This window comes from Odoribacter laneus YIT 12061, from assembly GCF_000243215.1.
Classification (GTDB): domain Bacteria; phylum Bacteroidota; class Bacteroidia; order Bacteroidales; family Marinifilaceae; genus Culturomica; species Culturomica lanea.
On the sequence record NZ_JH594596.1, the window covers coordinates 644,827 to 661,131 of the forward strand.

The 16,305-nt window shown below is 49.4% G+C and carries 7 protein-coding genes; 3 read left to right on the forward strand and 4 right to left on the reverse strand.

Annotated elements, in window-relative coordinates; genetic code table 11:
• Nucleotides 1-20 precede the first annotated feature (20 nt).
• From HMPREF9449_RS02740 to HMPREF9449_RS02750, 3 genes are all read right to left on the reverse strand, one after another.
• Entirely contained in the window at nt 21-611 is a 591-nt protein-coding gene (locus tag HMPREF9449_RS02740; RefSeq protein ID WP_009135705.1) for a hypothetical protein, read from the reverse strand.
• Complete coding sequence (locus HMPREF9449_RS02745; RefSeq protein WP_390621388.1) at nt 601-10,308, reverse strand: toxin TcdB middle/N-terminal domain-containing protein; 9,708 nt, start codon at nt 10,306-10,308, stop codon at nt 601-603. Before HMPREF9449_RS02745 ends, HMPREF9449_RS02740 begins: the two co-directional genes overlap by 11 nt.
• Nucleotides 10,309-10,383: 75 nt before the next feature.
• Nucleotides 10,384-13,368, reverse strand: coding sequence for a T9SS type A sorting domain-containing protein (locus HMPREF9449_RS02750; RefSeq protein WP_009135707.1), 2,985 nt, complete (start codon nt 13,366-13,368; stop codon nt 10,384-10,386).
• A 340-nt stretch (nt 13,369-13,708) separates the two neighbouring features.
• Here HMPREF9449_RS02750 and HMPREF9449_RS02755 point away from each other — a divergent pair, with 340 nt between their 5' ends.
• The 3 genes from HMPREF9449_RS02755 to HMPREF9449_RS02765 are packed head-to-tail and all read left to right on the forward strand — an operon-like array spanning nt 13,709 to nt 16,054.
• Nucleotides 13,709-14,938 (forward strand): aminotransferase class I/II-fold pyridoxal phosphate-dependent enzyme, encoded by a 1,230-nt coding sequence (locus HMPREF9449_RS02755; RefSeq protein ID WP_009135708.1) that lies wholly within the window; start codon nt 13,709-13,711, stop codon nt 14,936-14,938.
• Entirely contained in the window at nt 14,931-15,641 is a 711-nt protein-coding gene (locus HMPREF9449_RS02760; RefSeq protein WP_009135709.1) for a TetR/AcrR family transcriptional regulator, read from the forward strand. The genes HMPREF9449_RS02755 and HMPREF9449_RS02760 overlap by 8 nt, the downstream gene beginning before the upstream one ends.
• 47 nt (nt 15,642-15,688) lie before the next feature.
• Entirely contained in the window at nt 15,689-16,054 is a 366-nt protein-coding gene (locus tag HMPREF9449_RS02765; protein ID WP_009135710.1) for a hypothetical protein, read from the forward strand.
• 98 nt (nt 16,055-16,152) lie between these two features.
• Here HMPREF9449_RS02765 and HMPREF9449_RS16510 read toward each other — a convergent pair.
• Nucleotides 16,153-16,305 (reverse strand): transposase (locus HMPREF9449_RS16510; protein ID WP_147640101.1); only part of this gene is annotated, 153 nt, incomplete at its 5' end.

Sequence of the window (16,305 nt, forward strand, 5' to 3'; positions counted from 1 at the left end):
TGTCGATTATTGATTGACTATCACCATTTTTTACGAAAGAATACAAATCCATTGGATATTTCTTCATCAATTGATGAAACATTAACACCTAACTTTAATAAGTACTCTTTAATTATCGTATTATTTAATCTGTTTTTTATTAATCTATTTTTGTAATAATCCATATTTTCAACAAATAGAGGTACTCCCTTTTCATAGAAAACCCACTTGTCTTCTTTGTAAGCTAGAATCAACCTCTCGTTAGCACTATAATCAGAACTATAAAATTTAAAAAATGGATTATCAATACCATTAGATAAAGCACACATTAAATAGCTGCATTTTATGTGCTTCTGTATAGCTCTGCATACATTAGATAACCCATCTTCGTAATTGGATATGAAAAAAATTTGATTAGGATAAATTTTACTCTTCCAACAACAAAATTTCGGGAGATGGCGACCTCCACTTATAGGATTAATGTAATCATATACAATAGGAGTTTCCATACGTATTTCTGCTTTGCCTTCTGCTAACTCTGTCTTAAATATGCTTCTTATTGCATCAATGACTATTTGAATGTCATTGATGCAAAAGATAGAGAATATCAGATATTTAAAATCACTTATCATTTATCTTATAGAATTTATTTCTTGCATTAGGATCATTTTTAGGAAGTTGTTTCTTATGCTTTTCCATGGAACGCGTTCGAGTATCATATTCTACATTTGTATGTACACCATTGTAATCGAATTGAACGTCAGGACGATTGTTCCCTACTACATTTCCATCAATATCTACTTGCTTTTGATTTTTCCTTATATTCTGAGCTTTATTCCCGGATTTTAGTTTTTCTATTAAATTATCAATTTTTTCATTGTGTTTTAAGCCACCATGTGGCTTAGCATCACCATCATTAGGCTTTATCTTGGATTTTGCATTATCAACTAATTTAAGAACTTGTTTTTGCCCTTTTTTGTTAAAATCTGTTCCAATAACAAGATCCGCAATTGCGCTTAATTTATCCAAATGAGAAGCATCCCCGTCAAAAACAGTTTGAATATCTCCTGCAATATCTAAAAACTCATCTAACCCTGCTTTTTTCAAATTTGATGGGGTTAATTTGCCGGTTTTCTTATATACATTCCATACTCTCTTAGCATATTTGAATGCAGCTACTGCACCTTTAATTATTGCTTTACCGTCTGGGTCAACAAATAATATAGGGTTATTAGCTGTATAACAATAGCTGTTTATGTGAGGATATTTTTCCTGCAAAGGATCCGTAGATATCCACAAACTCAGCCTCGGGTCATAATACCTCGCACCATAGTAATACATTCCCGTCTCCTCATCGAATTCCTTCGCGTTGAAGAGATAAGGCGTATTCCAGATGCTGTTCCGCTCTTCAATGAACACTTCGCCGAACGGCACATACTCGATGTGCTGAACCACCTCGCCGTCCAGGTTGGTGATGTAGCTGCTGCTGCCCAAGTGGTCGGGATGGTAGTAGAACTGCAACTTCTCGTATGCGTCCGGATCCTGGAAATTGTTTTCCAGTGCCAGGGCACGGGCTTGCGCAGCTTCGGGAGAACCGTCGTCGCAGCAGAATCCCTGTCCGTCCACATAGTCGTTGTTGTCCGTTCCGTTGTACGGCACCTCAAAGATAGTATAATTATCCTTAATTACCTGCTGTTGGGCGGAATATTTTTGTTTGTAATTAACAGAAAGTCCGTCCGTCTCACTGCCGGCATACTGGATGCGTCTCGGGTCGGAACCGTAGGAGGCGAAGTCGCCAATCTTGGAAACGATGCGCTGCGAACCGATATAGATGTGCTTGGTGTAGCGTCCGCCCTGGTTGGCCACCAGATAAGGACTAACGTAGAGCGAGAACTTCGCCGTGTTGGTGCGTCCGCCCGCGAACTCGGAGTTCACGTAGAGCTGTTCACCCTCACCGGAGGTCTTCACCGTGCGTTCACCGTCGGCATCATACCAGTAGTTGGTCACGAAGCCGTTGTCATCGGAAGCCGTCAGGCGGTTCTCCTCGTCCCAGCGGAGCTTGCGCTCGGCTGCGGTGTAATCCAACGCGCCGTCCTGCTTGATGCGGCCTGTATTGACATAGACCAGGTTGCCGTTGGCATCGTAAGTATAGGTATGGTTGTTGTCCACTTTTGCCACTGAGTCCGGATTTTCTTCCGTGCGGTAGTTCGCATCCTTCACTTCTGCGAGCTGGAACTTCCTGCCCTCAGTCTTGCCGTAGGTATAGGCCAGATCATAGCCCACATGGAGCGTACCGTCGAACTGTACGCCCTGCTGTGTGAGATGCTGCTTCTTCGATACAATGCGGTGCATGTTGTCGTAGCCCATCTCCAGCCGGTAGGAAGCGGTTTTGCTGTCCGCTCCGGCATAGGTTCCCGTAGCACTTGCCAGACGGTAGAGTGCGTCATACGTATAGGCATGCGCCATCTGTCCGCCCGCCTTTCCGCTTTCGGGAAGAGCGGCCTTGTTGGCAACGCTGAGCACATTGCTTACGGCATCGTAGGTATAGCCATTGTCCATGATGGACTTGCCGCCTGCGTTGACCGTCAGGTTCTGCAGCCTGCGGCGTGCGGGCTCGTAGGTGTAGAAGGTCTCCGCTCCGTTGCAGTATTTCAGATAGGTGCGCTGCTCGAACTTGTCATAGCCGATGCGGTTCACGTAGTCATAGCCGTAGGACTTGTAGCCGCGTACCTTCTCCAGCTGACCGCCGAGGTTGTAGGAGTAAGTGACCTTCTCCTCGTCCGGGTAGATCATTTCCAGGAGGCGGTTGTGGCTGTCGTAGGTCCACTGCGTCACATAGGTGGCAATCGCCTGGTTGGGCACAATCAGCGTGCGGCGGGTCTTGGTGACTTCGCCCATCTTGCCGTAGAAGTACTCAATGGCTCCCGTCCCATCCTCACGGAGCATCAGGCGACCGATGCGGTTCTGCGAGGCGTTGCGTCCGCCGTAGTAATACTTCACGTTGTTCTCCGGGTGGTCGGGATAGTTGATGCCCGTCAGCCGGTGATAATCGTAGTCGTAGGTGATGGACTTGCCTTCCTTGGCAAGGTTGGCTGTCTGCTTGGTCAGCACATTGCCGAGTGCATCATACGTAAAGGTGGTGATGCCGCTTGCAGGATGGTTCACCTCGGTGCGGCGGTCGCCCATGTCATATACGGAGGTCGTCACGTTGCCTTCGGTATCGGTGACTCTGACCAGACGGTCGATGCCGTCATATTCGAAGGTGGTGGTGATTTCTCCGTCAGGACCGCTGAGCTGCTTGGTCATGACGGTCTTGCCGCTGCCGTTGGTATAGGTAGCCTGCTTGTTGCCCAAAGCATCGGTCACGGTAGTTACCAATGCCCGGCTGCCTGCATCCGTGGTATAGGCTGTCAGCGTCTTGGATTCGTCAGGAAGGGTCACTTCCGTGGCACGGTCGAGCACGTCATACACCGTTACGGTCGGCGACACTCCGTCAAATGCCTTGTTGAAGTCCGTACGCTTGCCCAGTTCTTCCGTGACGGGATAATAAGCCTTGGCTACACGTCCGAATGCGTCATAGACATTGCGTCCGCTGACAATCATTACATTCTGTGCATCGGACACCGTGCCTTCGGATGCCGAAGTGACCACGCCGTCCTTCTTGACCTGCACAGGCCGGCCGAAGCCGTCCACGAAGGTGACGGTTTCCATGTCATCGTCCGGATGCTGGATGTCGTAGTGCTTCGTCACGGCGTATGCCGGGGCGGTGATGCCGTTTGCCGCAAATTCAGCCTTCGGGCTGTATTCGAATGCAATAATATAAGGTACACCCGTAGCCAGTTCGTTCGGGCCACGTACTCCGGTGATGCGTCCGAGGTCGTCCACATCGGTCTCGTAGTAGAAGTTGTTCAGGTCGCGGCGTTCCTTGGCGATGCCGTAGCGGTAATCGAAATTGCCTGCCTCGCTTCGGTAGCCGAACGCATCTTCCACACGTTCCACATACATGTTCATTTCCGGCTCGTAGCGGTACTTGTACCACATGCGCTGTCCCTTGGCATTGGCCGGAAGTGTCTTCTGCAGGATGTTGCCGAAGCTGTCATAACGGTAGTCGGTGACGGCTTCGCAGTTTCCGAGCTGCTGCGTTATCCTGGTCAGGTGGTTCGGGTACTTCGTGTCATATACCGCCGATACCTGGTGGTAAACCTTTCCGTCCCCTCCGGTCACGGTCACATCGGTCGGCAGTCCGAGAATGTTCCTGCTGCTGTTGGAGGTATAGCGGATGGAGGTCTGGTAGTCAAACTTGCCGTCTCCCTTGCTGCCGAGCTTGCCCTTGTTGCTGAACCTGTAGGATTTCAGCTCACCGTGGTGGCCGGTGAGGTAATACTCGTTCCATGCCTCCGAGGTGATCATTCCCTGTGCGGCACCTTCGTATTGCAGGTTCGCCGTATAGCGGAGCGGTACGAAGGCGGAAGCGCGGTCGCTGCATAGTACGGGCTGTGCGGTAAAGGTGTACTCGTCACCCTTGGCGGTCAGGTAGTAGCCGTCATATTCGTTGCGTGTTTCAGTGTAAACCTTTCCGGCTGCGTCTTCCACGGAAGCGTTGACGAGGTTGCCCTGCGTATAGTAGCCGGATACGTCATACTTCTGTACGGACTTGCGGTAGAGCGCATTTTCCTTTTCAGTGTCGAGATTCTTAGTAATCACTTCGCCGAAGCCGAGGAACTCACGTTCGTGGCGGTCGCGCTTGCCGTCCTTGTATTCAAAGGCGGTGGTCATGAGCGGACCGTCGTCATGGATACCGTCATCCACCGTGAGGGAAGACATCACCCATTTGCCGCCGGGAAGCCCGTATGTGGGAGCAGTATGCGCATAGTCCAGCGTAAACGTGCCACCGAGCGAGTTGGTAACTGCCTTCAGCATGTTCGTCCTGCCGATGGCGGAACGGGTCACTTTCAGCTCGCTTTCCTTCTCGGATTCCACAATGTCGAGATAGCCGTCACCGTCCACGTCCTGCAAGGTGTAATTCGTCCGGTTGATGCTATGGCTCAATGATACTCCGGGATTGACCGATATTTTAATCGGGATAATTTTAGGAGTGATATTTACCGTAAAGGCCACATTGCTGCCTTCTGATGTAGAAGCCGATTCATTAAGAGCTTCTGCACCTTTCCATACTAACGGAGAATCAAATCCTACACCGTTGTTGAAGGCAACCATGATATTTTTACCGGATTTCCATACTTTATCAGGTAATCCGTCAGAGTTTATATCTGTCAGATTATATTCCTCCCCGCTTTTGGAGGTTACAAAGTTAAATCCACCGGCAAAACTGCTTGAACCGATATTGAAGGATGCTCCTGTCGAGAATGACTGGCCCTTGCCACCTTGTATGCGGTCAATATCCCAGTCGATAGGATTGGCAAAAGCATAACCGAAGTTTAGGCGCACCTTGTTTCCGGCAATAATCTTGTCCGGCAGTCCGTCACCGTTAACATCGATGAAATTTTCAGTACTCCAGTCCTCATTGGACGGAGGAATACTTGCAGAAACGGGAATGCCACCTTTAGCTTTATTGCTCGATTCCTGATTGGCTGCGCTTGCCTTTCCGGCTGCAATATGTCTGACGACATTGCTTACAGAAACAATCGCATCACTGCTGAGTGCAAATCCTTTGGACTGATTCTCGCTTACAACAGTTCCTATGCCGCTCAAGACCTCACCGCTTATGCCACCGAGCGTATTTGTATATTGTATTTTACCTCCGGCAACAATATCCGGATAACCGTCGCCGTTAAGATCGAGCATCATGGATTTTGTGGTAGTGCTGCCCTTCGAGTCATTATAGGTAATCACGACACCGGTCTGCTTCACGGTACTTTTGCTGACCATTTCCTGAGATACGGCTGCTGCACCTGTACCTTGCAAATGTTCTCCTGCCAAACCGGATACATCCCCAATATTCTCAAACGGGTTTGTCAATACGACATCAAGTTCCGTAAGGCGTGCAGCCCCCATATTGGTGGCAGTGATGAAGATTTCTTCACGTTGACCAGTCCAACGGTCGAGCTTGTTCAGGTCTGTGCTTAACGGCGTGAAAGGCATTGTCAGCGGATCAACCTTTGCGTCTTCATCCTGTGGCAAAGTTAACAGCGACTCATCTATGGGACGGGAATAGCGGTTTTCTGACGCGTTATAGACGAAGCCGCCCCATCCACGGTACAGATGTCCGAATCCTGCCGGCTCATCTACTGCATATAAATTGGCTGCTACGGTCTGAGGTTGAATAACCGAAGGATACCTGACTTGCACGGAGACTCCAGATACGGCAGAACCGACCTGACTGTCATCAGAGAACAGTTCAAACCAAACCTTATCACTTCCGATGTCTGATTTCCGTATTGAAATGGAATCATTCACCATAACACCGTCGGTAATGGCAAATGATTTCTTGCCCAAGAGCCTGTCGGCTGTTTTTACAGTCAAAGTAAGCTTGCCATTATATACAGCATTTGAGAAAGTAATGAGCGGTTTGACATAAAGTGTGCTATCGGTTGCGCTCGGCAAATACGATGAAGCATTTGCAATGTGATTGGCAAACAGCGTGTAATCCGGACAAACCGGTCGAGCCTGTTTTGTTCCGGTTGAATCTGTATAAGAAATGACAGGACTCCATTTGACTGCATCCCAACGCACATTGGATTCCGCGCTGACAACAAAGCGTAAGTTTGTCAATCCTTCGGAATTTTGCAGGGATATGGCCAAATCATCATTATAGCTTTCATTCCATGGGAAGGTCCGGGTATATAGCTGCTTTTCAACATAGGATGGATTATCATTACCATGGACATCCTTTCTGTCTGTTGAGCCCCAAATGATTAGGGTCACATCATCAGTCGTTTCAGGTTTTGTGAATTTACCTGATATATCGACAGTCTGATTCCCTTGTGCTATGTTCAAAGAAGTTGACGCAAAATACAAGGCTCCTTCTTCCGGCTTATATATTGTCGTTGAGTAACCATTGGGCATAATTTCTTCAGGTCCTGTATATGTTACAACAGGATGCCAGAGTACTTCGTCAAATGCGCCATTGCTCATTTCCGTTGCCCCAGATTGGACGCGGAAATAAATGCGATCACCTTTCTTTACGGATAACAAAGAAACGCCTGCCGTGTAGGAAGTCTCATCACCTTTTGTGATGGTCTTATTCCACAACTCAGACTTTCCTTTCTGTATAGCCACACGAACACCATCCGAATTTTTATATGCTTCCTTATCATAATCACCGGTTGGGACTACAAGGGAAACAGAGCCGGAGATACTTATTGTTCCGGCTTTGGGTGCAACCCATACGCGAACAGCATCTTCCATTGGTGAAATGCGCAACATCTCCGCTTGTTCCTCAGGATCCACAGCACCGACAGAGACATCTATCTTAGCCGGGTCATATATGATAGGGCTTGGAGTGTCTGCACTGTTCAAGGTAAATGTCGGTACTGCATTGCCTTGGGCATCTTTCTCTATGTGGTTGAAGTACACCTTACTGTTTGAGACCAGATCAATCAGACCGTCCCCGTTTATATCAGAGAAATATTCCTTGGTCTTGGTTGTGGTTCTTGCATGATCTTCACCGACTGTTGCAGCAACCGGACCCCATCCTGCTTTTACATCTGTACCGCCAGAGTAAGTATTGCTGCTTGAAGATGAAAATCCGGTTATACCTTTTACCTTGACAGGTTCTCCATAAGATATTTCTCCTGTAACACCATTCCTTAATTGAGACCGGTAATACAAAGCACCATTTTCCCGATATACCTTATCGGGTAATCCATCGCCATTCAAATCCACAAAAGTTGACAGTCCTCTGGATTGGTCGTTGCTATAATTGAAACCGCCTCCTCCGGTTGTTGTGGTTGTCGTGCTTTGATCATCAGGACCGACACCGGCATAGAATGAACCACCTACCGAAGAGCTTGTTGTACCACCAAGAGCAGAAGGCTTGTCACTGAACATATCCATTCCCTGCAGGGGATTGACAAATCCGGCATCCAGCCCGTCATTGTGCGTGTTCCACGTTTCCTGACTGTCCTTGAAGGGGACATACCCCTTGTCGGACTGCACGTCGTCGTAGTAGCTGAACTTCTGGAAAGACACCTCCTGTCCGTTAGAGTTCAGGTGACGCACACCGGCGAGCAGTTCACGGTTGAACGCACCGTTCCGGTACTCAAAAGCATAGCTTCTGAGCACGTTTCCCCGGAAGTTCACCGTTACTTTCTCCAGCAGGCGGTTGGAAGAGGTCAGGTAGCCGTAACGGGCGTTGTTGGTCTTCACCTGCCGGGTCTTGCCGCCTTCAAACGTCACGACCGTATGGGGCTCCTGTCCGGCATTTCCGGCACGCACCTCTTTCAGGTAGAGCGCCTTGGCTTTCAAGCCGCCACGGACATCTTCATCGGCTGCCTCATACACGTATTCCATGAAGTCGCCGTGCGTTTCCTCCACCCGGCGCAGTTTCCATTCGGAAATCACCTCACGGGTATTGCCGGAAACATCCGTGAAGGTGCCTTTCAGAACGGCGCCTTCACCGCCATAGGTGTATTTCACACCCTGCTTGTCGGTGACTTCCCAGTAATAGTCTGCCGGACTGCTGCCCTTGCGGATGATACGGCTGAAGTCTCCTCCCTGACGGGTATAGAACTGCCGGTCTGCCTTGCGGGGCATCTTGTCTCCACGGTGGGCCACACCCATCTGTCCCTTGTCGTCCATGGTCGAGAGCATGGAACCGGAGAGCAGGTAGGTTTCTGTCTCGCCGGCCATGTCATAGCGCGGCACGCCCCATCGGGTGTCCAGCGTAATGGAAGGTACGGAAAGACTCCATCCTTCACCGAGCCAGCCGCTGCCGCCCTCACTGCTGTACTGGATGCCGAGTGAGGGGGCCATGCCGTTTCGGGCAGGCGGCATCTCAAAGGCATACTGCAGGCTGGCCGTTCCGCGGTTGTTGGCCTGCGGCGGAGCAATCAGGTTGATTTTGGCCGTTGGGTCGGCGGCCTTGATGTCGTTCATCATGGTCGGCGCAAACCCTTCGGTCTCCGGCGATTCGGGTGCCTGAATCACGCCATTAATCATATCCGTGAAGTGGGTGGTTCGTGACACCACGCAGGCTTCCTGCTTGTCGACCTTCACTCTTTCCAGCGCCACCCAGTGTTTGGTGTCGTTGTCAAAATAATAGGTACGGATGTCGTCTTCGGTGTAGCCGCTCGGAATGCGGGTGCGGTCGTACTTCAACCGGACGGTGGCTCCCTTTTCCGTGAAGTGTGTGCCGTGCGGCAGGAAACGTACGCCTTCTCCCTCGGCCGTGACATTGGTCATGCCGAAATCCAGTGCCGGCAGGTCCATTTCACGCAGGGGACGCATGGTCAGCTTTCTGGCTGCCAGCATGACGCCATGATCTACCAGCAGCGCACCGTTGGCATTTTTCATGCTGTCTGCCTTGTCTTGGGCAAAATGCTTCCCTGCCGTCCGGGCAGCCGGAGTCTGAAAAGCGCGTTCATAATCTGCCTTGCCTTTCTTTAGTGTCGGGAAGGAAGCGGTCAGGGTCTTTCCGGAGGCGGTAGTGGCACTGAGCGTGAGGCTGCTGCCCGATACGGGAACGATGCCTTCGAACTCGCCGTCCTGCAATGTAAGTACGGTATGTCCTGCCTTGACCGTCCGAACCCCGTTACGGACGAAGCCGTGCACATAGGCCAGGTCGCCATAGACTACCGGAGTTTGTGACAGCGTAAGTGCCTGCCCGGGTCCCGATGCCGTTTCGACATGCAGGTTGCGTACCGAATAGCTCCTGCCTTCGGGAGCCGTGAAAAGTACGCGGTTGACGCCTTCATGCAGCCAGGCCGGGTGAATCTCCTCGCGGACATGGGTCCAGCCGTCGGATGCCGTGGCCATATAACCGCCGGTGGCCGGACGGTCGTTGATGCTCTTGGCTACGGCTCCGGAGTGATCCGCACCCTGCAGCTCGTAACACAGCCAGACGCGGGCGTCCGACGGAATTGTCCGGGAGAGGTTGATTTCAAAGATGTTGTCCTCGGGGTTGTCGGCAGTCTTCCCTTCGGGAATACCGACCGAACCGTAGCGGAGGGTGGCATAGGCGGCTGTCGTGCCTGCTGCCTGTATCGGAGTGGAAGAAGTGCGGTGGCCAGTTGCCGCCTTTGCAGGACGGCTGCCGTCTTCTTTCTTCCTGCCGCTGTCTTCGGATTTTTCTTGCCGGATTTCCGATGCCGTTTCCATCTGGAGCTGCGTATTCGGAGACTGGCCGGACAGATATTGCGAACCGGCAATGCCGGCTGCCGCCAGCGTCACGGCTGATGCGGCGATGATAATTGTCCGTTTCATGATATTTCGGTTTTAGTTGAACTATTTGGCTATAATCTTCCGGGTTTTTTCCCAATCCGGACCGATGGCCTTGACTACATAGACTCCTGGGGCGGGTGCCTCGAAGCGCGAACGTTTGGTTGTTCCGCCTTCCATGAACTGCTCGTGAACCAGTTTGCCGGAAGCGTCGAATACCATCAGCGTGACATCCCCGGGCTGGTCCTGCTCCAGCACGACATCAAAGATGCCGGTCGTTCCGTCAGGCTTTACCTGGAACGAATCGTCCCTGTTATCGTTTCCTTGGCTGTTTCCTTCACCGTTTCCGGGCCGGTCTGACCAGCCGATGAGGGAACCTTCCTTCTTTTCTGTTCCGTTGGGGAGTGTCGGGTCGCACTCACTGCCTACATGTACCGTGAAGAGGGCTGTGTTTGTCTTGGGATTCTCAACCTGTACATTGCCCGAATGGGTGAAATCGGGAATTAGCTCTCCGTTTACGGTCAGTCCGGTAATATGTGTTTCACCGGTTCCGAACTTGATGCACAGACGCCATGCCCGGATGTTCCATTGGGTAAAGCGGCGGATGACTTTGCCGTTGAGCTTGTACGATACGGTAATGCCTTCGAGTCCCAGCGTGAGGACGTCTCCTTCCTTGATGCGGATAAACTGGGTAAGGCTCGTGTGTCCGTCGATAATCATATACGCCTTGTCACCTCTGACATCAAAGCCGAACTGCGTTATGTCGTCGGATATTCTCGGTTCCACACCGAGTCGGTAGTTGGAGTTGGTTCCTGTCACCGTCCAGGAAACTTCTCCGGATGCGAAGATCCGCTTGTCGTGCACGTAGGTGGTGTAAAGCGGACCGCCTGTTCCGTAGATGTCGTTGCCGCCGCCCTGGGTGACTTTCAGCGTATAGGTGCCGGGAGCCAGTCCGTCAATGCGGTGAGCCTCTCCGGTGAACTTGCCGCTTGCAATGATTTCATCCTTGGGTACGCCGGCTACCGTATCGGCTGAGAGCACATAGTCATAGACGGGGGTGCCGATGCGGATGTCAATGTCGATGCTGCCATCATTGCGGGGTTTGCCGTCCTCACAGGTGGACGGAGTCGGAACGGCATCTGCCGCCAGTCCGTCATAATAGGCAAAGGTGAATACATCGCTGCCGCTGCCGTCCAGATCCCAGAACAGGTTGTGGAATACGGTCTTTCCGCGCATGAGGTCCGGTCGGGAGCATTTCACGGCTATCATGTCTTCCGTATCGAACCTGCCTTCCCCGCTGGGGTCAATGAGCAGCAGGGTACGGTTGCGGCAATACTGTGAGAACTCTTCATCCGGGGTAAGCGCATGGCTGAGTTCTGCCATGTTTCCCGTGTCACCGATGCCGCCGGTACGTACAGCGGCTATGTGCAGCGGTTCTTCGGAGGTGACGGCCCGGATAAGACCTGACATTGAACCGGAGGTTTCGGGCAGGGGAATGGTACGCGTCTGGCTGCCGATACCGTCAATGCGGAGATAGACCTGCCCGTCTTCCCTCCGGATGGAAACGGCACTGCCGCTGACTCCGGTGGCCACAGCAGTAGTGCCGGCCTGTCCGCCGGAGATGGCATAGACGTTTCCTTCCCTGTCGAAGCGGTAGCCGTATTCACAGGTGTTGCCGCCGGAGCCGGTAAAGCCCGCGTCGAAAGTGGGATGACTGAGCGGGCAATAGAAGGAGACGGCTCCTTCACGGCCGGGCAATGCCGGTGTGACGGCAAAGGCTTCGGTCGCACTTGAGTCCTGCTCGATGGTGTCCAGGAAGCCTTTCCGGGTAACGGTCATGCCCGTGCCGTTCCAGCGTACCGAGGTGCTGTCTGCCGATGCCGGTACATTGCTGCGTACCGTCCACGTGCGGTGCATGATGTGCCACAGGGTATCTGCCGGTGAGGTGTAGGTGGTCAGCGGACCGTTGTCGTCACCCCAGAAGATGTACCCTTTATCGGGCAAGGGATTGCCGTATTCACGCCCCATGACGAGCAGGCGGCTGGCGGACGACTCCGCATAGGAATTGCCGTCGTGGAAGGTGTCGTTTGCTTTCATGGTGGCATAGACGGGTTCTTCCTCGTAGGAAGTGGTGGAGAGGGGCTGGTGGAGAGCGGAAGCGGCATCCGAGCCGATGGCTGTCACCCGGTGGTGATAACCCAAGTTCTCGTCCTTGTCCCATATCAGGTTGCCTTCACTGTCCAGATAGGAGTTGTTCAGGGTGATTCCATACTTAACGGCCAGGTAGCTTTCCACTTTCCTGCGTTCTGCCGGGGTGAGGTAACGTCCGTAGATGATGACTTCGGGGGAATAGCCGTCAAAACGGTTGTTCCCGAATGACGCTTCATCATAACCGGTGCTGAACTGCGGATTGGATGCGGAGTAAGTACCGCCGACAAACAGATTAGATACGGAATTTTCTCCCCAAAGGCCCGTTCCGGGACGGTTGCTCTTCAGATAGGTGAGCACGCGGACGGAAGACTCCCGGAAGTCTGTAGCAGACTGTCTGTCAGAAGAGGAGAACAAGAGGTCTTCTCCCGTGTCCTTTCCGTAGTCCAGCGGCTCCGTGCCGTTGGCACGTACGGCCTTGTCCTTTGACAGGATGGAGCCGCCGCCTTTCCTCCCGTCAAGGGAATAGATCAGCATATCCTTGTCGTGACTCTCGGGAGGCAGGGCAAAGACACCAAAGACAGTAGCCTGTGAAAAGTTGGAGAACTTGAAGGAAGCTGTTTTTCCGTAGCTTCCTCCTGAAAGGTACAGTGCCGGATGAAAATTGAATGCCGGCGCGAAGGAGCGGGTCTGGGTGTATTCGCTTCCCGGTTTTCCGCTGCGGTCTAGAGAACGCAATTTTACGGAATCCCCTGCGAAATCCATCCAGCGGTATGCGCCTTGAAGGTCTGCCGTCACGGGCAATGTCTGGAACCACAACTCTGTTCCTTTGACACCGCCGGGGGACTGTGCACCCGCTGTCACAACTCCTGCACCGAATAGAAGTAGCATTAGTTGCTTCATCGCTTGTGTGATTAAGGTTAATGTTGGGAAAGGTTACCGGCCTTTCCAATGGATTGTGTCCGCTGAAGAAGTAAGGTAGGTGCGGACGGAGCTATAATGAAGAAAATGGTCCGGAATCCGTTATCCGGTTGACGGCATCATCCTGATGCTGATATTTATATACAACTCCACAGCAAATATAAACATCTTCAATTATATAAAACGATAAATATCAAAACAAATTTAGACTTTTAACATTATAACCATCTATAAGTCAATATTATCCGATAAATTTGCATGTGAAATCATTTTTTCCGCAGTTCAAAAACGGAACAATAATAAATCCTTTATCTTAACCTAAATGTATACCCTACACGATTTTGAATTGGGTACTCCCATGAATGCGCTTGAACGAGCCAAAGATTTTCAGAAATTTACCCAACAGTTTAAAACCTATCCGGATAAGCATTATTGGATAGAATCCTATTCCGGAGTGGACGCACGGATGGAATTGGAAGGAAGTACCAAGAATGTGTCCAGTTTTATAGCCAATGATTATTTGGGTATGTCCCAACGTCCTGAAACGATAGAAGCCGGTATTGAGGCTGTTCGGAAATATGGAACAGGAACATGCGCAGCTCAAGTGATAGGTGGCTATTTGGATATTCACCGTCGTTTGGAGCAGGAAATCGCACAATTTACCGGTCAGGAAGATGCCTTGTTGTTTTCTTCCGGGTTTGGAGCCAATGACGGAACTCTTCGAGCCTTATTGGGACCGAATGACATTGCCATTACAGATGCTTTTATCCATGCCAGTGCTTCTGCAGGCTTGATAGGTACTCATGTAAAATCCTTTGGGCACAACAATTTGGAATACCTTGAATTGGCATTGAAACACTCCCAGGATGCCTATAAAACCAAGTTGGTCATCGTAGATGGAGTTTATTCACAGGGCGGAGACCTTGCCCGTTTACCGGAAATCAACACACTTTGTAAGAAATATGATGCCATGTTGATGGTGGATGATGCCCATGGTATGGGTGTTTTTGGAGAAAACGGACGAGGTACAGCGGAGCATTATGGGTGTCTTGGCCAGATAGATATTATTACCGGAACATTCAGCAAATCATTCGGATGTGTAGGTGGTTTTGTTGCAGCATCCCATGAACTGATTGAATATTTGCGGTATTATGCAGACAGTAATATTTTCTCTGCAGCCATTACCCCACAGGTAACTGCATCAGTATTAAAAGCGTTGGAACTGATTAAGAGACAGCCGGAAATACGTAGAAAACTCTGGGATAATGTGAATTATCTCCGTTCCAGACTATTGGAAGAAGGTTTTGATATAGGAGATTCTGTGTCGCCTATATTCCCAATTATGATACGTGATACACAGAAAGCATATGATGCAGCTCAAATGCTTCGTGAAAAAGGTGTATTGGCCATATCTATTGTTTATCCTGCAGTGAGATTGCGTGAGGCACGGTTGCGCGTCAGTGTATTGGCTTCTCACGAAAGGGAAGATTTGGATTTATTGATAAATGCACTATTAGAAACAGACAAAAAATTAGGAATAAGACATGGATAATCCCAAAACAAGACGCCCCAGACGCACAAATAAGGATTTGCGGAATGACATCTTGAATGCTGCGTCAGAAGTGATTAAAAATGAGGGTTTCGCCAAATCCTCACTCATGCGCATTGTAAATCTTGCCAAAGTAGAGTCCACGGTTTTTCATCGTCACTTTGGTGATTGGGAAGAGTTTATGGACATATATACCAGAAAATATGATTACTGGTTCAGTGATGTTATTGACTCCATCGAGAAAAACCAATGTACGGAAAAAGAGTTCCGCTCTATCATGCACGGTTTGTTTGATGATTTAAATTCAAATATAATCATGCAGGAACTCTTGAAATGGGAAATATGTGATGAAAATACAATCACTAAACGTACTGCTCAAATGCGTGAGTTTAATACTATGCCTTTGGTTCGACGTTTTCAAAGAGTCTTTGCAGAAAGTGATGTGAAAATCGGTTCGCTCTCAGCACTGTTGATTGGCGGTGTATATTATTTGATTCTTCACAAAAAACTTTCTCCTTTTAGTGGTATAGATGTGAATAATCGTGATGGGCAGGAGGAAATCCATTATGCCATTGATTTTTTTACGGATGTCATATTCAATAGAATAAAAGAAAGAGGAATTGAAGATCGCATTGCAAAGAGGCTGCGGTTGAATGGCGTTTCAGAGGATATTATAAAAGATTCTGTTTACCTTTGTAATAATTAGCAATCTCCATATATGGAAAACCTATTGCGGAAAGGAGGTGTAAGAGAATGAAAGCATCTACACAATACAATGACTATAAAGGAACGGCTGCAGCTGATGTTTCAGACTACCTTTTCATAAGGGATTATTTAAAGGATCGTGGTGTTGACATTGAAAGGTATGAACCGGTTGGTTTTGAACTATATACAGGATATTCCAATTTTGTCAGCTACCGTTTTATCTGCAAGGATAATCACAGCGACGAGAATAGACTTGTGAAAATTGGGTTTGAGAGCAAAGACAACATAAGTGATTTTCTAGATTTATTTAAGAGGTTTAATGTTGTACTTACTTGGAACAAGTCCCAAATCAATTATGCAGATTGGGATGTGAGTGATGATACTATTATGATTGATGATAGAGAGGATTTTTAATAGTATGTTCATTGTTTAATATGTAAAAGAGGCTGATTCAATACTTTATGTAAAGAATCAGCCTCTTTGTCTATTGAAAATTTAATCTGATTATCCGTTTATGCACCTGTTATATTCGCAATTACTAGTCTGTCAAAGAGTTTGTCTCCAAAATACCGTCTGTTTAATTTGTAAATAAACTCGTTGAGATACAACTGTAAGTATTTCCTTTTGATTTTATGGTAGTTGCCCAGCAATGTCCGTTTTGCATT